The organism is Achromobacter aloeverae, from assembly GCF_004121055.1.
GTDB classification, from domain to species: Bacteria; Pseudomonadota; Gammaproteobacteria; order Burkholderiales; family Burkholderiaceae_B; genus Bordetella_C; species Bordetella_C aloeverae.
Map to the genome: position 1 here is coordinate 915,661 of NZ_PYAL01000002.1, position 20,106 is coordinate 935,766.

At 66.9% G+C, this 20,106-nt stretch carries 22 protein-coding genes; 17 read left to right on the top strand and 5 right to left on the bottom strand.

The window, feature by feature from the left end; translation table 11 throughout:
- Positions 1-18 precede the first annotated feature (18 nt).
- A complete protein-coding gene (locus C7R54_RS10935; protein WP_129150325.1) occupies positions 19-930 on the bottom strand; it encodes a LysR family transcriptional regulator in 912 nt (303 codons plus the stop codon).
- Between the two features lie 195 nt (positions 931-1,125).
- Here C7R54_RS10935 and C7R54_RS10940 point away from each other — a divergent pair, with 195 nt between their 5' ends.
- The 9 genes from C7R54_RS10940 to C7R54_RS10980 are packed head-to-tail and all read left to right on the top strand — an operon-like array spanning position 1,126 to position 10,054.
- On the top strand, positions 1,126-2,127 hold the full coding sequence (locus C7R54_RS10940; protein ID WP_129150327.1) for an ABC transporter substrate-binding protein: 1,002 nt from the start codon (positions 1,126-1,128) through the stop codon (positions 2,125-2,127).
- Positions 2,124-2,990, top strand: coding sequence for an ABC transporter permease (locus C7R54_RS10945; RefSeq protein ID WP_204524311.1), 867 nt, complete (start codon positions 2,124-2,126; stop codon positions 2,988-2,990). The genes C7R54_RS10940 and C7R54_RS10945 overlap by 4 nt, the downstream gene beginning before the upstream one ends.
- A complete protein-coding gene (locus tag C7R54_RS10950; RefSeq protein ID WP_129150329.1) occupies positions 2,987-3,817 on the top strand; it encodes an ABC transporter ATP-binding protein in 831 nt (276 codons plus the stop codon). Before C7R54_RS10945 ends, C7R54_RS10950 begins: the two co-directional genes overlap by 4 nt.
- Positions 3,817-4,617 carry an enoyl-CoA hydratase/isomerase family protein gene (locus tag C7R54_RS10955; RefSeq protein WP_204524312.1) on the top strand — a complete coding sequence of 267 codons (801 nt, stop codon included), beginning with the start codon at positions 3,817-3,819 and terminating at the stop codon, positions 4,615-4,617. The genes C7R54_RS10950 and C7R54_RS10955 overlap by 1 nt, the downstream gene beginning before the upstream one ends.
- 4 nt (positions 4,618-4,621) lie before the next feature.
- Positions 4,622-5,788, top strand: coding sequence for a thiolase family protein (locus C7R54_RS10960; protein WP_129150331.1), 1,167 nt, complete (start codon positions 4,622-4,624; stop codon positions 5,786-5,788).
- Between the two features lie 5 nt (positions 5,789-5,793).
- Positions 5,794-6,225, top strand: a complete 432-nt coding sequence (locus C7R54_RS10965) for a Zn-ribbon domain-containing OB-fold protein (RefSeq protein WP_129150333.1) — start codon at positions 5,794-5,796, stop codon at positions 6,223-6,225.
- 9 nt (positions 6,226-6,234) lie between these two features.
- Entirely contained in the window at positions 6,235-7,776 is a 1,542-nt protein-coding gene (locus C7R54_RS10970; RefSeq protein ID WP_129150335.1) for a class I adenylate-forming enzyme family protein, read from the top strand.
- The gene (locus C7R54_RS10975; RefSeq protein WP_129150336.1) at positions 7,773-8,945 is read left to right on the top strand and encodes an acyl-CoA dehydrogenase family protein; all 1,173 of its coding nucleotides are present in this window, start codon (positions 7,773-7,775) and stop codon (positions 8,943-8,945) included. The genes C7R54_RS10970 and C7R54_RS10975 overlap by 4 nt, the downstream gene beginning before the upstream one ends.
- Positions 8,942-10,054, top strand: coding sequence for an acyl-CoA dehydrogenase family protein (locus C7R54_RS10980; RefSeq protein ID WP_129150338.1), 1,113 nt, complete (start codon positions 8,942-8,944; stop codon positions 10,052-10,054). Before C7R54_RS10975 ends, C7R54_RS10980 begins: the two co-directional genes overlap by 4 nt.
- A 72-nt stretch (positions 10,055-10,126) precedes the next feature.
- On the opposite strand, the gene C7R54_RS10985 is transcribed toward C7R54_RS10980, so the two are convergent.
- Positions 10,127-10,945, bottom strand: coding sequence for an IclR family transcriptional regulator (locus tag C7R54_RS10985; protein WP_129150340.1), 819 nt, complete (start codon positions 10,943-10,945; stop codon positions 10,127-10,129).
- Complete coding sequence (locus C7R54_RS10990; RefSeq protein WP_129150342.1) at positions 10,942-11,574, bottom strand: flavin reductase family protein; 633 nt, start codon at positions 11,572-11,574, stop codon at positions 10,942-10,944. Before C7R54_RS10990 ends, C7R54_RS10985 begins: the two co-directional genes overlap by 4 nt.
- Before the next feature lie 220 nt (positions 11,575-11,794).
- On the opposite strand from C7R54_RS10990, the gene C7R54_RS10995 reads away from it, so the two are divergent.
- Genes C7R54_RS10995 through hpaH form a run of 5 tightly spaced genes read left to right on the top strand, consistent with a single transcriptional unit; the run spans position 11,795 to position 15,758 of the window.
- Positions 11,795-12,766, top strand: a complete 972-nt coding sequence (locus C7R54_RS10995; RefSeq protein ID WP_129150506.1) for a Bug family tripartite tricarboxylate transporter substrate binding protein — start codon at positions 11,795-11,797, stop codon at positions 12,764-12,766.
- Positions 12,767-12,819: 53 nt separating this feature from the next.
- Positions 12,820-13,215 (top strand): RidA family protein, encoded by a 396-nt coding sequence (locus C7R54_RS11000; RefSeq protein ID WP_129150344.1) that lies wholly within the window; start codon positions 12,820-12,822, stop codon positions 13,213-13,215.
- On the top strand, positions 13,212-14,084 hold the full coding sequence (locus C7R54_RS11005; RefSeq protein ID WP_129150346.1) for an amidohydrolase family protein: 873 nt from the start codon (positions 13,212-13,214) through the stop codon (positions 14,082-14,084). The genes C7R54_RS11000 and C7R54_RS11005 overlap by 4 nt, the downstream gene beginning before the upstream one ends.
- The gene (locus C7R54_RS11010) at positions 14,081-14,986 is read left to right on the top strand and encodes a fumarylacetoacetate hydrolase family protein (protein ID WP_129150347.1); all 906 of its coding nucleotides are present in this window, start codon (positions 14,081-14,083) and stop codon (positions 14,984-14,986) included. Before C7R54_RS11005 ends, C7R54_RS11010 begins: the two co-directional genes overlap by 4 nt.
- Positions 14,976-15,758, top strand: a complete 783-nt coding sequence (gene hpaH / locus C7R54_RS11015; RefSeq protein ID WP_129150348.1) for a 2-oxo-hept-4-ene-1,7-dioate hydratase — start codon at positions 14,976-14,978, stop codon at positions 15,756-15,758. Before C7R54_RS11010 ends, hpaH begins: the two co-directional genes overlap by 11 nt.
- Before the next feature lie 46 nt (positions 15,759-15,804).
- Here the strand turns inward: hpaH and C7R54_RS11020 are convergent, their stop codons facing one another.
- On the bottom strand, positions 15,805-16,332 hold the full coding sequence (locus C7R54_RS11020) for a GNAT family N-acetyltransferase (protein ID WP_129150349.1): 528 nt from the start codon (positions 16,330-16,332) through the stop codon (positions 15,805-15,807).
- Positions 16,333-16,441: 109 nt separating this feature from the next.
- On the opposite strand from C7R54_RS11020, the gene C7R54_RS11025 reads away from it, so the two are divergent.
- Both C7R54_RS11025 and C7R54_RS11030 read left to right on the top strand, forming a co-directional pair.
- Positions 16,442-17,119, top strand: a complete 678-nt coding sequence (locus C7R54_RS11025; protein WP_129150351.1) for a GntR family transcriptional regulator — start codon at positions 16,442-16,444, stop codon at positions 17,117-17,119.
- An 11-nt stretch (positions 17,120-17,130) separates the two neighbouring features.
- Positions 17,131-18,054, top strand: coding sequence for a fumarylacetoacetate hydrolase family protein (locus C7R54_RS11030; RefSeq protein WP_129150353.1), 924 nt, complete (start codon positions 17,131-17,133; stop codon positions 18,052-18,054).
- A gap of 59 nt (positions 18,055-18,113) precedes the next feature.
- Here C7R54_RS11030 and C7R54_RS11035 read toward each other — a convergent pair whose 3' ends face one another.
- Positions 18,114-19,631 (bottom strand): methyl-accepting chemotaxis protein, encoded by a 1,518-nt coding sequence (locus C7R54_RS11035; RefSeq protein WP_129150355.1) that lies wholly within the window; start codon positions 19,629-19,631, stop codon positions 18,114-18,116.
- 241 nt (positions 19,632-19,872) lie between these two features.
- Between C7R54_RS11035 and C7R54_RS11040 the strand changes: the two genes are divergently transcribed.
- The coding region (locus C7R54_RS11040) for a hypothetical protein (RefSeq protein WP_204524313.1) at positions 19,873-20,106 on the top strand (234 nt) is incomplete at its 3' end.

A 20,106-nucleotide genomic window follows, 5' to 3' on the forward strand; every position in this document is an offset into this window, starting at 1 on the left:
AATGTCCTGCCGCGCGCCTTAGCGCAGCGCGCGGTCGTCGATGCTGATGCGCTCTGAAAAGAAATCCAGGAAAGCGCGGATCTTCTTGGGCATGCCCTTGCGGCTCAGCACCATGGCGGTGGCGTGCATGGAAGGACTTTCCCAGTTTTCCAGCACGCGCCGCAGGCGGCCCGCGCGCAAATCGTTCCCGCACATGAGATTGGGCAGCATGCACATGCCGACATGCCCCACGGCCATTTCCCGCGCGATCGAGATGTTGTTGACCACGACCTTGCCATGCACGGTGGCGAAGCGATGCGTCGCCTGGTTGCGCAGCGTCCAGACCCCATCCAGGCGCTGTTGCGCGGTAATGATGCAGTCATGGTGGTGCAGGTCGTCGACCGCCAGGGGCACGCCGCGCCGCGCCAGGTATTCCGGGCTGGCGTAGACCCCACGGGTGAGCGTGGCCAGCCGCCGGTAGATCAGGTCGGTGTCCTTGATCGGTCCCAGCTGTATGGTCAGGTCGTAGGGTTCCTCGCGCAGGTCGACCGTGCGGCTGTTGACGTCCACCTCCAGCTCGATTTCGGGATAGGCCTGCACGAACTCGGCCAAGGCCCGTCCTATCCATGACATCCCGAAATCGATGGGGATGCTGACCCGCAGCACGCCGCGCATTTCGCTTTGCAGCGTCAGCGAATCGCTGCGCGCCTGCTCCACTTCATCGACCACGCGGCGGCAATGCTCGTAGAAGCGCGCACCGATCTCCGTGGTGGTCAGCTTGCGCGGCCCCTTCTTCAACAGGGCCGTGCCCATGTGACGTTCCAGCTCGGCCAGCTTGCGGCTGATGGACGACTTGGGCAGGCCCAGTTCCGTCGCCGCGCGCGAGATGCTCTGGGCGTTCACGACTTCGAAGAACAGACGCAGGGAGTTGAGATCCAGCCTTTCTGCCATAACCCGTGGAAGTGAGAGAGACGAGACCCAGGATGAAACCACGGATGACGGTCCGCGAGCGTTCCATGACTGGAACGCCCGTCCCGATTCCATGGCTATCTGGAACGGCGGGCCTATCCTACCATTCACTTCACTCACCTGGCGCGGGCGGCCACGTCCACGCACGAGGGGGATAAAAATATAACGGAGACAGGCATGAACGCACGCGCACGATCGCGCCGGGCGCTGCTGAAGACCGCGTCGGCCCTGGGGCCGGCAGCCATCCTTGGGGTGGGGTCCTTGATCAGCAGTCCCGTCCGCGCCCAGACGCCCCTCAAGTGGGCGAATCTGACGCCAGGTTTCACGACCCTGCTGACCGACTATATGTTGGCGCGGCAGCTCACCAAGGCGAACGGGCTGGCCCTGGGCAAGCCCACCTCGTACACCGCCGTCAGCACGTACTACAACGACTTCGTCGCGGGTAACTACGACGTTTGCATCGGCAGTTGGGACACCTTCGCTTCCCGCTACCTGGCCGGCGTCCCGCTGCAATATGTCTGCTCCGTCACGACGGGCAACATGATCAATATCGTCACCCGCGCGCAGGCCGTCCAGAAGTTCCAGGACCTGCAAGGGAAAACCCTGGCCGCGCCGCAGTCGACCGGCACGTACCGGATGATGCGCGCCATCATGCAGGAAATCGACGGCATCGACCTGGAGAAGGTGGCGACCGTCCAGAACGTCGACAATCCCGCCGCGTCGGTCACCCTGGTCATGGCCAACCGGGCGGACGCGGGCCTGACCTGGGAACCGAATGTCTCCATGGGACTGGAGCGCGTGCCCGACATGCGGGTGCTCTATAGCGCCGGCGTAGCGTTTCGCCGCAAGCTGAAGCTGGACCTGCCTTACTTCGGCGTTGCCGTGCGCAAGGAAGCGCTGGCCCGCGATCCCGGCCTGGCCAGCCGCCTGAACCAGGCGTTCCAGCAAAGCATCCAGGGCATTACGACGCAGACGGAAGAGGCGATCAAGATCGCGGGCGCCCAGTCCGGAACCTCGCCGCAGGTCTTGAAGACGGCCATCGATTCCAGGCGCCTGGAGTTCAAGCACGCCTCGATGCAGACGGAGGAAGGCCGCCGGTCCATTCTCGTCGCCAACGAGTTCCTCAAGCGCAGCGGTGCCTTGCCCGCGGTCGTCGACAAGGAGTTCTTCGCGTCATGAGCCAGGCTGATATCCCCGCGGGGCAAACCGTGAAATCCATCGACCGGCCGGTCGCCATGCCCAGCCGGCCGCCCGCCATGGCGCGCAAGCCGGAAAAGCGCGACCGGCGCGACCGGCGAGACTTGAGGGCCTTGATCGGCGTCGTCATCCTGCTGCTGGTGGCAATGCAGGTTGCGAGCAGCTATGTGCCGGACTATGTCATGCCGTCGCCCGAGGCCATCGCCAAGGCGCTGGGCGGACTCTTCGGCACGGATCTCATCCACGTGGCGATCACGCTTGCGCGGCTGGCCGCCGCCATCGTGTTTTCCGCGCTGGCCGGCGTGCTCATCGGCCTGCTGATGGGAACGGCCAAGCGCGTCGGTCCCTACCTGAAGGCCGTCGTGATCATCGATACCGGCATTCCGGCGCTGTCCTGGATGCTGTTGGCGGTGTTCTGGTTCAAGGATCCGGAGGCGCGCATCTTCTTCATCCTTACGGTCATCCTGCTTCCGTTCTACGCCTTGAATGTCTATGAGGGCGTGCGGGCACTGTCCACCGAGTGGGTCGACATGCTGGAAAGCTTCCGCCCGTCGCGCTGGCAGATGCTGCGCTTCCTGGTCGCGCCGCACATCATCCCGTACATCTTCCTGACCACCAAGTCGGTCATCGGCTATGCAATCCGCATGGTGATCTTCGCCGAGCTGGTGGCGTCCGCCGTGGGCATCGGTTCGCGCATGAGTTTCGCGCAATCGACCTTCCGCATCGACCAGGTGATGGCATGGACCTTCCTGCTGGTGGTCCTGAACCTGGTTTTCCAATGGCTGGCGGGATGGGCCGAGCGCCGCTTCCTCGGTTGGCGCAAAGAAGCACAGGTGCGCGGATGAACGACACCCGGAACACGATCATCGCGCTGCGGGACGTCGTCAAGCGCTTCGGCAAGCATACGGCCATCGATCACCTGACCATGGAAGTGCGGGAGGGCGAAACGGTCGCATTGCTGGGACAGACGGGTGCGGGCAAGAGCACGGTCATGTCCCTGTTGATGGGAACGGCGGCGGCCGATGCGGGCACCGTGCGGGTGGCCGGTGTCGACCCCGCCCAGGATTTCACCGCGCTGCGCGGGAAACTGGCCGTCAGTTTCCAGACGGATCGCCTGCTGCCCTGGCGCACCGCTCAGGAAAACGTCGAGCTGGGACTGCTGTTGCTGCATGTGCCGAAGAAGGTGGCCAGGCAGCGCGCCCGCGACTGGCTGGCGCGGGTCAAGCTGCAGGATGCCTGCGACAAGTATCCCGCGGAGCTGTCGGGCGGGATGCGCCAGCGGGTGTCCCTGGCGCGGGCGCTCGCGGTGGACCCGGCCCTGGTGCTGCTGGACGAGTCGTTCAGCCAGCTCGACCACGTGACATCGCGCACGCTGCGCCACGACTTCGCCGAGATCGTGCGCGAACAGCGCAAGACCTGCGTCTTCGTGACCCACAGGATCGAGGACGCCCTGGAAATCGCCGATCGCGTCGTCGTCCTGGCCGCGCCCGCCCGCGTCTGCCTGGAGTTGTCCATCGACGCCGGGCAGCGCGCGGACGCGGCGTGCATGGCCGACATGCACGGCTTGATCGAACGCGCCATCGGCGGGGATAGCGAACACGCCATCGGCGGGGACAGCCCGCCGACCGGCCAGTCAACCGTATCTGTCAGCACTGAAACAGCGAGTCTCTGATGAACATGAACACGACCGACATCATCGTCGAACGCATCGAAGGTTGGATGGAAATCACCATCAACCGTCCCGAGAAACTGAACTCCCTGCGCGAACAGACCGCGCAGGAGATCATGGACGTCCTGAATGAGGCCGAGTCGGCGCGCGATGTCGCGGCCATCATCCTGAAGGGCAGCGAAAAAGCCTTCTGCACCGGCATCGATACCAGCGAGTTCACGATCGGCGACAACGAGTACTTCGATTTCTATCGCAAGCGCCGGCGCCAGCGCAAGGTCAACCAGCTGTTCCGCGACTTGCCCGCGTACTCCAAGCCCGTCATCAGCGTCGTCGAAGGCTATGCGCTGGGCGGTGGCCTGGAGCTGGCGCTGGTGGGCGACCTGATCGTGGCCGGCGCCAACGCCAAGTTCGGGCTGCCCGAGATACGCCTGGGCCTGATGCCCGGCGGCGGCGGCACGCAGACCTTGCCGCGCCTGGTCGGTCCGGCGCTGGCCAAGGAGCTGATGTGGACCGGCCGGCGCCTGGGCGCGGTCGAGGCGCGTGAGTACCGCCTGGTGAACCACGTGACGGAAGCGGGGCAGGCGCTGGAGAAGGCGCGCGAACTGGCGCGCACGATAGGCGGCAATGCGCCGCTGTCGGTGATGTTCACCAAGGCGATGATAGATCGCGGCATGGACCTGCCGCTGGCGGAAGGCATGGCGGCGGAAGGCGACGTGTCCTTCATGTTGTATTTCACGCGCGACCGGGCGGAAGGCCTGTCGGCCTTCCGCGAGAAAAGAACGCCGGATTTCCGAGGAGAGTGAGAGCATGAAGAAGAGGGATATGGTGATCGCTGGCTATGCGGAAACGCCGGTCGGCTTCAAGACGGGGCGCAGCGCCTACGACCTGGCCGGAGAGGCCCTGGACCAGCTGCTGGAGCGCACGGGGCTGGACAAGCGGGAGATCGACGGCCTGTCCGTGACCACCGCCTTGTCCGAGGCCCAGAACCCGTTCTTCGCGGTGTACATGACCGAGGCGCTGGGGCTGACGCCCACATGGCTGAACTATGGCGGTATCGGCGGCTGCTCGGCGACGGGCGGCGTGGCGCGTGCGATGTCGGCGATCCGGGATGGCATGTGCACCCTGGCCGTGGTCATGTCCGCCGACGCGCCGAGCAGCGACTGGCGTTCGAACTACGGCGCGTACCGGGGCGAGTTCCAGGACCCGCCGGGCGTGCAGGGGCCGCCCGCCAGCTTCGGGCTGCTGATGAGCCGCTACATCCACCAGTACGGCCTGGATCCGCGGGCGCTGGGCAAGATCGCCGTCACGCAGCGCGCGCATGCCCTGCACAATCCGAACGCGCTGAAGAAGTTCCAGAAGCCGCTGTCGATGGAGGAGTACATGGAATCCCGGGTGATCGCCGATCCCCTGCGGATGCTCGACAGCGTGATGTTCTGCGACGGCGCGAACGCCTTCATCGTGACCAGCGAGGCGAATGCCAAGCGGCTGGGCTTGAAGAACATGGTCTATCCGGTGGCGTATGGCGAGGTCACGAATTTCAACGGTGCGGATCCGCTGGCCGACATCACCGAGACGGGCTTTGGCAAGATCGGCCCCGAAGTGCTGCGGCGCGCCGAGCTGGCGCCCAAGGACGTCCGCATGTTCCAGCCCTACGACGATTTCACCATCGCCGTGATGATGCAGTTCGAGGCCTTTGGATTCTGCGAACGTGGGCAAGGTTCCGCCTACACCCTGCGCACGGACCTGTCCTTCGAGGGCGAGCTGCCTTTGAACACCGGCGGCGGCCAGATCTCCGCCGGCCAGCCCGGCCTGGCGAGCGGCGGCCTGAACCTGGCCGAGGCCGTGCGCCAGATGTTCGGCGAGGGCGGTACCCGCCAGGTGAAGGATGCGCGCAACGCATTGGTCACCGGCATCGGCGTGATTCCCTACGGCCGCAACTGGGGCACCAGCTCGGCCATGGTCCTGGAGGCATGAACACCATGAACGATAAGAATATCGACGCAACCCGGCCGGCGCGCCCCATTCCCCGGCAGGGCGTCTATGTGGACACCAGGCCGTTCTGGGACGGCATCTCGCAGGGCAGGCTGGTGCTGCAATATTGCACCGCGGCGGGCCGTTTCCAGCACTATCCGAAGCCGGTCAGCGCCTACAGCGGGCGCCGTACGCTGGAATGGCGCGAGGTGTCGGGCAAGGGCGCCATCTATGCCGCCACGGTCGTGCGTATCGCGGGCCCGGGCGTGGAAGGACGCATCCCCTTGTGCGTGGCCACGGTGGAGCTGGACGAAGGCGTGCGCATCATCGCCAACGTGCTGAACTGCGCGCCGGCCGACCTGGCCGTGGGCAAGCGGGTCAGGCTGGCCATCGACCACCTGGCGCCCGACCATCCCTATCCGGCCTTTGAACTGGAATAAGGGGACCTCATGCGGCTCGAACAATTCCTGGCGGCGCACGCGCTGCGCTTTCCCACGAAGATCGCGGTGAAATGCGGCGACCAGTCCCTGACCTACGCCGAGCTGCTGGCGACCTCGCGGTCGCTGGCCGCGGGCCTGCGGCGAGCAGGGGTGGGGCCAGGCGACCGTGTCGTCGTCTACCTGCCCAATTGCCTGGAGATCGCCCAGGTTCTGTACGCCGCGTTCTGGCTGGGCGCGCTGGTCATCCCGGTGAACACGCGCAGCACGCCGCGCGAGCTGGCCTATTTCGCGCGCGACAGCCAGGCCCGCATGCTGGTGTTCCATGCCGGCGACGCGCCCGCCCTGGACGCCATCGCCAGGGACATGCCGGACCTGCGGCGCGTGGCCGTGGGTGGCGCCGTTCCCGGCGCGGAACCGCTGGCCACGCTGATGCGGCCGTCGGACGAACGCCTGCCGGATGCGCCGCTGCATCCGGACGACGCAATGATCCTGTATACGTCGGGCACCACCGGCAAGCCCAAGGGCGCCATCCTGACGCACGCGAACTTCGTCATCGGCAATGCCTTCGTCAATGCCGTGGAATGGGGCATCACCGCGGAGGACGTCTTCCTGGTCACGACACCGCTGGCGCACCGCACCGGCCTGGCGCGGCTGATGAACTCCATGGGCCTGGGCGCCACGCTGGTGGTGATGGAGCGCTTCGACGCGCAACAGGCCGTCGATACCATCGAACGCGAGCGGGTCACGGCCGCGGGCATGGTGCCCACGGTCGCGCGCATGCTGATGCCCATCCTGGAACAGCAGGCGTCGCGTTGCGCCAGCCTGCGGCACATCATCGTCACGGGCGAGGCCTTTCCCATCGAACTCAAGCGACGCATGATAGAGAAACTGCCGCGCGCCCGCCTGCATTCCTTCTTCGCCATGACGGAGGTGGGATCGGTGACCGTGCTCAACCACGAGGAGCAATTCACGCACCCCGCGTCGGTGGGGCGGGTGACGCCCGGCGTGGAGGTCAAGCTGGTGGACGAACGGGGCCAGCAGGTGTCGGTCGACGATGTCGGGGAAATCCTGGTCCGCGCCGGCGAGGCCGGCCGCTTCACGACCATGCGCGGCTATTTCGGCCGTCCCGAGGCGACCGCGGAAACCATCGTGGACGGTTGGGTGCATACCGGCGACATGGGCCGTTTCGACAGCGATGGCTATCTGTACATCGTCGATCGCAAGAAGGACATGGTGCTTAGCGGCGGCTTCAATATCTACACCAAGGAAGTGGAGCAGGCCCTGGCGGAACATCCCAGCGTGGCGGACGTCGCCGTGGTGGGCGTGCCCGATCCCATCTACGGCGAGGCGGTGGCGGCCTTCATCGAGCTGCGGCCGGGAATGACGCTGAACGCGGACGAAGTGCAGGCCCATGCGCGCGAGCGGATCGCCAGCTACAAGAAGCCCAAGCACGTCTTTTTCGTCGATGAACTGCCGCGCAGCGGCGTGGGCAAGGTGCTGAAGCGGGATCTGCGCGGCATCGCCATGGCAAGACTGGAACAGGCCGCATGATGCTGAGAACGGAGTCGGAAGCGGAATCGTCCTTCCGCCTGGAAGTACGGGGCTGGTTGCGCGACCATGTGCCGCCGGCCCTGCGTCACGCCACATTTCGTCCTGCGCCGGACAAGGCGATGCAGTGGTACAGGACCTTGTCGCGGCGCGGCTGGATCGCGCCGCACTGGCCGCGTTCGCACGGCGGCATGGGTGCGACGCCGATGGAACAATTGATCCTGATGGAGGAGATGGCGTTGGCGGGAACGCCCGACATTCCCACCCAGGGGCTGAACCATATCGGTCCGCTGCTGATCGCGCGCGGCACGCCCGCGCAGCAGGCGCGGCATCTTCCCGCCATCCTCGCGGGCGAGACGATCTGGTGCCAGGGCTACTCCGAGCCTGGCGCGGGCTCGGACCTGGCCAGCTTGCGCACGCGAGGCGAGGTGCGGGATGGATGCCTGGTCATCAACGGCCACAAGATCTGGACCACCTGGGGACACCATGCCGACTGGATGTTCGCGCTGGTGCGCACGTCCAGCGAGGGCAAGCCCAGGGAAGGCATCACCTTCGTCCTGATTCCCATGAGCACGTTCGGCATCCGGCGCCGCCCGATACGCACCATCGCGGGCGACGAGGAGTTCGCCGAGGTGTTCCTGGACGATGTCGCGGTGCCGCTGGACCATGTGGTGGGAGAAATCAACGGCGGCTGGGACGTGGCCACCGCGGTCCTCAGCGAAGAGCGCCTGCGCATCGGCTCGCCGGCGCAAGCGCTGCGGGCTCGCGAGCGCCTGCGCATGATGATGCGGGCGGCGCCCGCCGAGCGCTTGCCGGCCGGGATCGAGGAGGCCGTGGCATTGGCGGAGGTGGAAGTGCAGGCCTTGTGCGCGGCCTACCTGGAGGCCGCCGAGGACGATTCCGGAAGCGGGCGGGGAGACGGGGTGGACAGCGCCTACCTGAAGCTGCTGGCGACGGACACGGTGCAGCGCCTGCTGGACCTGGCGCGGGAGGTCGCGGGCGCGGGGGCGGCCTTGCGCGACGCGACGCGACAGGGCGAGGACCTGCTGGATGCAACGGAAATGTTCCTGCAGGCGCGCCGCCTGGGGATCTATGGCGGCAGCAGCGAAGTGCAGCGCGGCATCATCGCGACGCGCGTGCTGGGCTTGCCGGCCGCGGGGAGCAAACGATGAGCGATACCTATGCCGCGCAGCTGCGCATGATAGGCGCAAGCGCCGCGGACTTTGCCATGCGGGAGGGCGGTCCGGCGGTGGCGCGCGCGGTCCATGAGGGCAGGGCGGCCTGCGAGCGGGCAGCCTGGAAGCGCATCGCCGATCTGGGTTGGTTCGGCATTGCCGTGGCGGAAGCGCACGGCGGCCTGGGCCTGTTCGCGCCCGCGGCGGCTGTTGTCGCGCAGGAAGCGGGACGCGCCTTGATGATGCCGCCGGTCACCCTGGGCATGGCGGCTTGCGCCGTGCTGGCCGCGGCTGGCGACGGCCAGGCCACGCTGGAAACGGCAATGGCGGGCGATGCGCTGGTCGCGATGGCGCGGGTCGTACCTGCCGCGCCTGCCGGGGAAGAGAGACAGGACGCGATGCTGGTGCCCGACACCGGTGCGGCGACGCATTTCCTGCTGGGCAAGGGGACGGGCGCGGCATTCGAGGCACGGCTGGTCGCCCGGGGCGCGCCGGACACGGAGTGCGCGTCGCGCATCGCCGTCGACGGCAGCGCCCTGACCGACGTTCGCGTCGGCGCATCCGCCTGGCGCAATGCGGCCCTCATGCTGCGCGGCGAGCCAGGCTGGCGGGCGTGGCGGCAAGGGATGAACCTGCTATGGCTGCTGGACGCCGCCTATCTGTGCGGCTTGACGGAGGCGGCCCTGGACCTGGCGCTGGAGTACATGCGCCTGCGACGCCAGTTCGGCGTGCCCATAGGCAGCTTCCAGGCCTTGCAGCATCGCGCCGCGACGTGCCATGTGGACAGCAGGGCCAGCCGCGCCCTGGTCCACGAGGCCGCGCGGGCCTGGGGGGGAAGGCGCGAGGCGTGGGCCGCCGCGGCGGCCCGGCATCGCGCCGCCGCTTCCGCGCTGCGCGTGACCAAGGAAGTCATTCAATTCCATGGCGCCATCGGGTTCGCCGACGAACACGACGCGGGCCTGTATCTGCGGCGCGCGATGACCGTGGGCGCGTGCCATCAGGATGATGTCCGCCTGGCCTTGGTCGCGACCGCGAATCAGGACCTGGATCCGGACGCGAACCCGCACCTGGACACGAACCCGATCACGGCCGGCATCGCGGCTTGAGCCGGCGGGGCGGCCAGCTGTGCGGGGACCAGTGCGGGGACCGGCGTGGGGTCAGGCGCGGGGTCAGGAGTCTTATCGCCTGGCCGTCAGTTCCGCATGGCGGCGGGCAATGGCCTGGGCGGTCACGCGCATGCAGTCGACCACCTTGGCGAACTTGTCCTGGGCCAGCCGCTCGGCCATGGCGGTGACGGTGACCGCGCCCAATGCGGCGTCCATCGCGCCCGTCGCCCCGGGGGTCGCGCCCGGCCGTGGAATCGGCACCGCCACCGCGCTGGTGCCGGGCATGAGGCCCATGGGCGCGTGGGCGATGCCCGTGGTCCGCGCCCTGGCCACGCGCGCCAGGATATCCGCCGGATCTTCACCCAGCACCGACAGGCGCGCCGTATTGGCTTGCACCAGGGCCTTGCCTTCGGGCTCGGGCATGCAGGCCAGCAGCGCCACGCCGGACACGCCCACGCCCAGCGGGCGCCGCACGCCGACCTCGATCGACAGGACCTGGATGGGATGGTGCCCCGTGCGCCGGCCTATGCAGATGGAGTCAGGGCCATGGCGGATGCTCAGGAACACGGTGTCGCCCACCTGGTCCGCGAGCTCGGCCAGATAGGGATCGGCCAGCGTGGCCAGTGGAAAGCGGCGAGTGCGGGCCAATCCCAGCAGGCTGATTTCCGGGCCGATGAGATAGCGTCGCGTCTGGGCATCCTGCTCGACGGCGCCTTCTTGCAGCAGGGTTTTCAGCAGGCGGTGCACGGTGGGCCGGTTCAGGCCCGACATGCGCACCAGGTCGATCAGCCTGACGCCGCGTTCTTGGCCGCAGGCCACCAGGCGCAAGATGGCCAGGGCGCGTCGCACGGTCTGCGCGCCGGCGGGGGTGTCCTCGGCGGGCGCCGTCATGGCTGGGTGTCCCGGAGGACGGACTTGGGCGTCTGGCGTATCGCCCGCTTGGTCACGATGGGACCGAGGGATGCATAGTTGGGACCGCCGATGCGGCAGACGGGCCGCAGCTGTTCCGTGTCGATCTTGCCATCCCGGGCCAGGCCGTCGCGGATATGGAAGACCAGCACTTCGCCGACGAAGAATTCGGCGCCTGTGTCGCCATACGGCGTGACGCTGTGCAGACGGCATTCCATGCTGACCGGCGCGGCGGCCAGGCGCGGGGTATCGATGGCCTGGCAGGCGATGACGTCCAGGCCCAGCAGTTCCGCCTCGCTGACCTCGGGAGGATGCTCTTCGGCGCTGGCATGCATGGCGTCGAGCAGGGTCTCGTCGCCGATGTTCACGACGAAGTGCCCGTGCGCCAGGATATTGCGCGCGGTGTCCTTGTGCTGGCCGGCCTTGCGACCGATGTTCACGCCGACCATGGGCGGCGCATTCGACACGAAGGTGAAGCAGCTGAACGGCGCCAGGTTGACCTTGCCTCCCGGCCCCAGGCTGCTGATCCAGGCGATGGGACGCGGCACGACGATGCCTCTCATGAGCTTGTAGGCCTGTTCCGGCGTGAGGTCTGGAGCGGTGATGCGCATGATGTCTATTCGGCTCTCTGGATGGGACGTCCAATTATTGAACTGTACCTCCTGCGCATTTTCGGTGTTTCACGCGGGAATCTCCGTAAGGTCGTTGGACCATTCCCGGATTAAGTCCGTTATTTGGACTTTTTCGGGATTCTGTCGTTGTCGGCGCGGACGCAAATTCCTAGAGTCTGGTCTCACAAGATCAAAGAACCCGACACCGGAGACAATCATGATGACCTGCCGTTTCCTGGCCCGCGCCTGCGCCGCCGTCGCGCTGGCCGGCCTGAGTTCCATCGCCCATGCCGCATGGCCGGACAAGCCGGTCCGGATCGTGGTTCCGTACCCGCCTGGCGGCAACGTGGATGTGGCGGCGCGCCTGATCGCGCCCGGCTTGCAGGCCGCCCTGGGCCAACCCTTCATCGTCGAGAACAAGCCCGGCGCGGGCGGCATGATCGCGGGCGAGTACGTCGCGCGCTCGGAGGCGGACGGCTATACGCTGTTCATGGCGGCCAACGGCCCCTTGTTGTTCAGCCCGTTAATATTCAATCGCCAGGCCTACAAATGGGACCGCGACTTCGCGCCGATCAGCTCGGTGTCCTTTACCCCCATGGTGCTGGAAGTGAAACCGTCGCTGCCGGTGCGCACCGTGGCGGACCTGATCGCGTTGGCGAAGAAAGAGCCGGGCAAGCTGACCATGGCCGCGCCCGGCGCCGGGACGAGCAATCACCTGGTCAGCGAGCTGCTCCAGCATGTGACGGGCGCGCGCTGGATCACCGCGCAATACAAGGGCAACGCCCCGGCCAATACCGACCTGCTGGGCGGCCAGGTGGATTTCCAGTTCGACCAGATCTCCGTGGCATCGCCCTTCATCAAGGATGGCCGCTTGCGTGCCCTGGCAGTGACGACAGCCAGGCGCGTGCCGTCACTGCCTGACGTGCCGACGTTCGCCGAGGCGGGCTACAAGGACATGGAAGCCGCGACCTTCACGGGCCTGCTCGCGCCCAAAGGCACGCCGCCGGAGATCCTGCACCGCCTGAGCAAGGCCCTGGACGGCATCCTCAAGCAGCCCGACATCATCAAGCGCTTCGACGACATCGGCGCCGAGGCGCGCGGCAATACGCCGGAGGAATTCACCCGCTACCTGGCCGCCGAGGACGCCCGCTGGACGCCCATCATCGAAAGCGCCCATATCACCGCGAATTGATGGCCGCCGTGCCACACGTCGTGCCACACGTTCACGCTACACGAGACATCGCCATGACCAGACGCAGCATCTACGCCGAAGGCTTCAGCCACAAGAATCCCATCCCCGCCGCCTGCCGCATCGGCAACATGCTCTATTCGGGCAGCATCCAGGGCACCGATCCCGCCACGGGCGCCTATGGCGAGACCATCGAGCGGCAATGCGAATTGATGTTCGACCATGTGCGCCGCATCGTCGAGGCCGGCGGCGGTTCGCTCGGCGACATCATCAAGATGACGGTATGGATGCGCGACCGCAGCCTGCGCACGGCCCTGAACCCGGTGTGGCTGCGGGCCTTTCCGAATGCCGAGGACCGGCCCGCGCGCCATACCATGACCGCGCCCCTGGACGGCGACAAACTCATCGAATGCGATTTCATCGCCGTCATCGTGCAAGGAGCGCCGGCATGACCCAGTACCAGTCCTTCCAGCCACGGCCCACCGCCCCCAGCATGCGCCTGCCCGCCGGGGCGTGCGACAGCCAGTTCCATGTGTTCGGACCCGCCGACCGCTATCCGGTGCGTCCCGGCGCGGCCTACGAAATGCCCAGCGCCACCATCGAGACCGCCTTGGCGCTGCATCGCCTGCTGGGCATCGAGCGCGGCGTCATCGTGCAGGCGACGACCTATGGGGCCGACCACGCCGTCGTCCTCGATGCCTTGGCGGCCGCCGGACCGAATTATCGCGGCTGCGCCAACGCCGCCGTCCTGGCCGAGCGCGACGACGCCTATATCGCCAAGCTGCACGACGCCGGCGTGCGCGGCGCCCGCTATACCCGCCAGGCCCTGGGCATCAGCATGGCGCCCGCGGAGTATCGGCGGTCCATCGCGCGCCTGCGCGAACTGGGCTGGTACGCCAAGTTCCAGCCCGAACCCGAGGGCATCATGACCCAGGTGGGGCAGTTCGAGGACCTGGATATTCCCGTGGTCATCGACCATATGGGACGCGCGAACCCGGAAGCAGGGGCGGACGATCCCAGCCGCCGCAAACTGCTGGAACTGCTCAAGCGGGGCAACTTCTGGGTCATGCTGTCCCTGACGGAGAAACTGTCCCGCACCGGCGAGCCCTGGGACGATGTCGTGCCCCTGGCGCGGGCCCTGATCCAGGCCAATCCCGACCGCGTGATCTGGGGCAGCGATTGGCCCCATCCGGTCTCCGTCAAGGCCACGCCCGACGAAGGGCGCCTGGTCGACCAGCTGGCGCGCTATGCGGGCGATGCCGCCACCCTGAAGAAAATCCTGGTCGACAATCCGGCCCGCCTCTTTGGATACGACGCATGAAACTGCTTTCCTTCGAACATCGCGGCCACGCCCGTTTTGGCCTGCTGCGCGGCGACGATGGAATCGTCGACCTGAGCGAACTGGGCTACGCCAGCCTGCGCGCCGCGATCGCGGCGCAGGCGCTGCCCGAACTGGCGCGCCGCGCCGCGGCGCTGGGAGTGTCGCTGCGCCTGGCCGACGTGCGCCTGCTGCCGCCCATCCCGGCGCCGGAAAAGATCATCTGCGTGGGCGTGAACTACGGCAACCGCAACGAAGAGTACAAGGATGGCAGCGCGCCGCCCGCGTATCCCAGCGTCTTTCCGCGCTTCCCCGGTTCATTCGTGGGACACGGCCAGCCCTTGCTGCGTCCTCGCGTGTCCCGGCAATTGGACTATGAAGGCGAGATCGCGCTCATCATCGGCAAGCGCGGACGGCATATCCCGGCGGCCGAGGCCTGGTCGCATGTCGCCGGGCTGACCTGCTGCAACGAGGGCACCGTGCGCGACTGGGTGCGCCACGGCAAGTTCAACGTCACGCAGGGCAAGAATTTCGATGGCAGCGGGTCGATGGGACCCTGGATGGCGACGGCGGACGAATTCGATCCCACCGCGCCCTTGACCGTCACCACGCGCGTCAACGGCGAACAGCGGCAGCATGACACCACCGCCAATCTCATGTTTCCGTTCGCCGAGTTGATCCGCTACATCTCCATCTGGACCACGCTGGAGCCGGGCGACGTCATCTCCACTGGCACGCCGGTGGGCGCGGGCGTGCGTTTCGATCCCCCGCGCTTTCTCGAGCCGGGCGACGTGGTGGAGGTGGAGGTGCCCGGCATAGGCACGCTGTCGAACACGGTGGCGGATGAGTCCGCCGCTGAAAAGCCAGACCAAATCAAGGGACCAAGGACTAGCCATGCTCAATGAACAGGACCGCGCCCGCGCCGCCGCGCTGCTGCTGGAGGCCGAGCTTACCGGCGTACCGACCGGGCAGCTGGCCCAGGCCTTCCCCGGGATGGAAATCGCCGATGCCTACGCCATCCAGAAATGCCTCATCGACCGGAAGCTGGCCGGGGGCGCACGCCTGCGCGGCCACAAGATCGGCCTGACCTCCAAGGCCATGCAAAGCACCGTGGGCATCGACGAGCCGGACTACGGCCATCTCCTCGACTCGATGTTCTTCCAGGATGGCCAGACCATTTCGACCGAAAAGCTCATCGTGCCGCGCGTGGAAGTGGAACTGGCGTTCGTGCTGGGCAAGCCCCTGCGCGGGCCCGGCGTGTCGCTGTTCGACGTGCTGGACGCCACCGACTACGTCGTGCCCGCGCTGGAAATCATCGACGGCCGCAGCCGGTATCCGCGCACCATCGTCGACAACATCGCCGACAACGCGGCGTGCGCCGGCATCATCCTGGGTGGACGGCCCGTGCGTCCCATGGATGTCGACCTGCGCTGGGTCGGCGCCATCCTGCTGAAGAACGGCGTCATCGAAGAGTCCGGCGTGTCGGCGGCCGTGATGGGACACCCCGCGCTGGGCATCGCCTGGCTGGCCAACAAGCTGGCCTTGCACGATGCCGGCCTGGAGGCGGGCCATATCGTCCTGGCAGGGTCCTTCACGCGCACCGTGGCGGTGGGGCCGGGCGATACGCTGCACGCCGACTATGGCAAGCTGGGAGGGATTTCCGTCCACTTTTCCTGAGTCGCGCTGAACTGAAGCGGCCGCCGTCCTCGCTCCGGCCCGCGTATCAAAGCTGCTTGTAGAAAAACGTCGTGGCGCACAGGCCGCCGTGGGGCTTCAGCGCAAAATCCGGGATGACGCCCGCGCGTTGCCAGCCCGCGCGCTCATATAGCCGCTCGCCGTCGCCGCCGGTCTCCGTGTCCAGCACCAGCACCGATTTGCGCGCGCCGGTCGCGGCCCGGTCCACGGCCTCCATCAATTGCCGGCCGATGCCCCGGCGCCGGTAGTCCCGGTGGACCAGCAGCTTGGAGACATCGGCGCGGTGCGGCTGGTTGGGCGGCTGCGCGGTAACCAATTGGACCGTGCCGGCGACGCGTCCGCCGTGGTCCCGCGCCACCAGCAGCAGGCGTTCCCCGCGCGCGACCCCGGCGACCACGCCTTGCCAGAATCGCAAGGCTTCCTGCCTGTCCAGGGGCGCCATGAAGCTGACCGAGGCGCCGCCATCGACGCAGTCCACAAGCACGTCCGCCAGCCCCTCTATCAAGCTGCCGGCCGTGCGGGCGTCCACGACATCGACCGTTACCTGGTATTCCATTTCCTTCTCGCTCCCGTTCCATGGCGGCGCCAGCATAGCGCCGCGGGACTTGTTATCGTGTATACAATCTTATAGACTTGTACGACATCAAATATAACTGAATACACACATGGTGAGAGACACACCTTCCGATGCCGGGCGCACGCGCGTCTTCGAAGCGGTCAACGAGCATCTCAGGTCCCTGCGCGAAGGGCTGACGGAACCCGTGCGCATCGGCGAGGAGGCCTTGGCGGAGCAACTGGGCGTCAGCCGCACGCCGGTGCGCGAGGCGCTGATCCGCCTGGACAGCACGGGCATGGTTCATTTGCGGCCGGGCAGGGGTGCGTTGCTCATGCCGGTGACGGACGCCGAGTACGTGGAATGGCTGCAGATCCGGGAGCACCTGGAAGGGCTGGCGACGCGGGAAGCGGCGCTCAATGCCTCCGGCCGCGACGTGGAGCTGCTGCGCACGATCTTCGCGCCGTTCCAGCCGCCGGCCGCGGACCACGCCGATGACGAGGCCTACGCCCAAGCCAACGTCGCCTTCCACAAGGAAATCATGCGCCTGTCGGGCAATGGCCTGCTGGCGCGCATATGGGAATCGTTCGGACACCGGCAGACCAGCGCCCGCCGCCAGGTCATCGCGCGCCTGCAACGGCGCGAGCAGTCCTTGAGCGATCACCTTGCCATCATCGAAGCGATACACCGACGAGATCCCGATGCCGCGGAAAGGCTGGCGCGTGCGCACGTGCGCGCGATCCTCGACGCGGTCAAGCAGTCCCTGGAACCCTCCCACTCCCTCTCCTGAGCCTTATCGATATGAAATTCCTGTCCTTTCTCGACGCGCGCCAGCAAGGCCAAGGTCCGCAACTGGGCATCGCCCTGGACAACGGCAAGATCTTCAACGTCACGGCCGCGGTCCGCGCGCTGCCGGCGGGCGAGGCCGACGGCCTGCCGCAGTCGATGGACGCATTGATCGACGCCGACGATACGCCGCTGGCGGCATTGGCCCAATTGACCCAGCGTCCCGGCAACGAAGCCTGGATGGTCGGGCAGGAGCAGGTGCGCCACCTGCCGCCGCTACAGCCGCGCCGCAATGTATTCTGCGTGGGCCGCAACTATCGCGAGCACATCATCGAAGGCAATATCGCCAAGGGAATACCGCCCAACACCTTTCCGGAGGCGATCGAGTTCTTCACCAAGCCGTCGACCACCGTGGTCGGCCATGGGTGGGACGTCAACCGCCACGCGGCGCTGACCAACAGCCTGGACTACGAAGTCGAACTGGCCATCGTCATCGGCAAGCGCGGTGTCAATATCTCCGAGGCCGACGCGCTGGATTACATCTTCGGCTACACCGTCGTCAACGATGTCACCGCGCGCGACCTGCAGCGACGCCATGGACAATGGTTCAAGGGCAAGGGCCTGGATACCACGTGCCCCGTGGGCCCGGTCATCGTGCACAAGTCGGCATTCGGCGATCCCAATTCGAAGCGCCTGGAGCTCGAGGTCAATGGCGAAATCCGCCAGTCGGCCAATACCGACGAGATGATCTTCAATGTGCAGGCGGTGATTGCCCAGTTGTCGGCGGGCCTGACGCTGCTGCCGGGCGACATCATTTCGACGGGCACGCCCAAGGGCGTCGGCTATGCCGCCATTCCGCCGCGCTGCCTGAACGTGGGCGATGTGATGACCGCGCGCGTGGAGGGCATAGGCGACCTGACCAACCAGGTTGTGGCGTAACCGGGTGGCGTAGCCGGTCGTACCCGGTGGCGCGTGCTCACCCGCCGTGCGACCACGGTTCAAGCCGCCAACAGCTGCGTGGCGCGGACATGGGCCAGTCCCGCGTCGGCCCCAGGGGCCTGCCCGCGCTCGATGCGCGCCTGTCCGGTGGCGTCGTCGCTGTCGTACAGCCTGAATACCTCCACGGCTTGCACCAGGGTATCGGCTTCACCTTCCAGCGTCGTCGACGCGGCGGCGGCGGCGATGACCAGCGCGGCGTTCTGGCGGGTCTGCTCATCGATTTCGGCGACGGCGGTGTTGACCTCGTCGATGCCGGCGCGCTGCGCCTGGTTGGCCTCGCCGATCTCCCCGACGATCGTGGACACGCGCTCCACGCTTGCGACGATGTCGCTCATGACCGCCGCCGCATCGTTGGCCTTGCGGGCGCCGTTGTCGGTCTTGTCCAGGGATGCCGTGATCAGCCCGCGAATGTCCTTGGCGGCCGTCGCGCTGCGCTGGGCCAAGGCGCGCACCTCGGCGGCCACCACCGCGAAGCCGCGGCCGCTTTCGCCGGCGCGGGCGGCCTCCACCGCCGCGTTCAGGGCGAGGATATTGGTCTGGAAGGCGATGCTGTCGATCAGGCCCGTGATCTCGGAAATCTTCTGCGATTCCTGGCGGATGTCGTCCATGACGCCGGCGACTTCGGTAACGGCCTGGCTACCCGACCCGGCCACCTGGCGCGCCGCCAACGCCAGGTCGGCCGCCTTCAGCGCGTTGGAGGCGTTGTGGTGCACCGCATCGGCCAACGCCTGCATGGACGCCACCGTCCGTTCCAGTGACGCTGTCTGGATGCGGGTGCGTTCTTCCAATTGCACATAGCCTTGGCGCAATTCATGCGAGGCGGACGAAATGACCCCGGCCCCGTCCCGCACATGACGCATGGTTCGGTGCACCGCATCCATGGTCGACTTGAAGGAGCCCGCCAGGTCGCCATGCATTTCCATTTCGCCGAAGCGCAGGTCGAAGCGCCCGGTCTCGTGGCCGAGGTGCGCGCTCAGGAGCGCCAGCTCCTCGGCCGTCATGGCGTCCCGTTCCATGCGCCAGGCCAGCCAGCCCAGCGCCGAGGCCTGCACCACGACGTAGCTTGCGTGCAGCAGCACCACGCCCAGGCCCGGCGCGGTGAAACAGGACACGCCATAGCCCCATTGCTGCAAATAACTGAAGGACAGGTGATGGACGGCGATGACGATGGCCGCGCACAGGATGGGACGCCAGTCGCGGTAGGCCAGCAACAGGGACAGCAGGACGAAGACGCCGAAGTGCATCTCCGTCAGGCCGCTGGCCAGGTGGATTTGCAGGGCGGCGAACACCATCAGTGCCGTGGCGACGGCCAGCCGCGTGACCAGGCGGGCGGGCAGGGCGATGATCAGCAGGGACGGCAGGAGCGCGGCGGGTATCCCCACGGCCAGGGCGGACGTCCAGCGACCGTACTGCGGCGCCAGGCATAGCGTCACGGCCAGGAGGGCCCAGAGGACCGGCAGCATGGCTCGGTCTACGCGACGGTAGGAGGTTTCGAGCAGGAAGGCGGGATTTTGCACGGCAGATCGTCCTCGAAAGAATCGCACCGGGGCGCGTAAGCTGCGATCGAGGCCAATTAAATCATTTTGTGTGTGCTTGTGGCAAAAAATTTCTCCACAATTGCCATGCGCTGATGCGGGCGACGCATTGCAGCGGCATTCAAAAGGAATGTGCCGTACTGCAACGGCGTCGTCCGTCGGCCGCGTGATAAATACGAGAGGCCGATATCAGATCCCGCTACCCAGTCCGCCTACTTATCCGATGCCTCGTCTTTGCGCCGGCACTCCGAAGATCACTGTCCGCGACAACCGCGGGCTGGACGTGCGCACGCTGCGGTACAACCGCAACGCCGAAGGCGCCGTGGCGAGGCAGTATGTCGACGCGCAAGCGCACAACGCGCTCGGCCAACCGGTTTCGTCGCAAGATCCGCGATTCTTTGGTGGCTCGACGCTGAATTTCCAGTACACGCCGGCCTTGTCCGGGCAGGTATTGCAG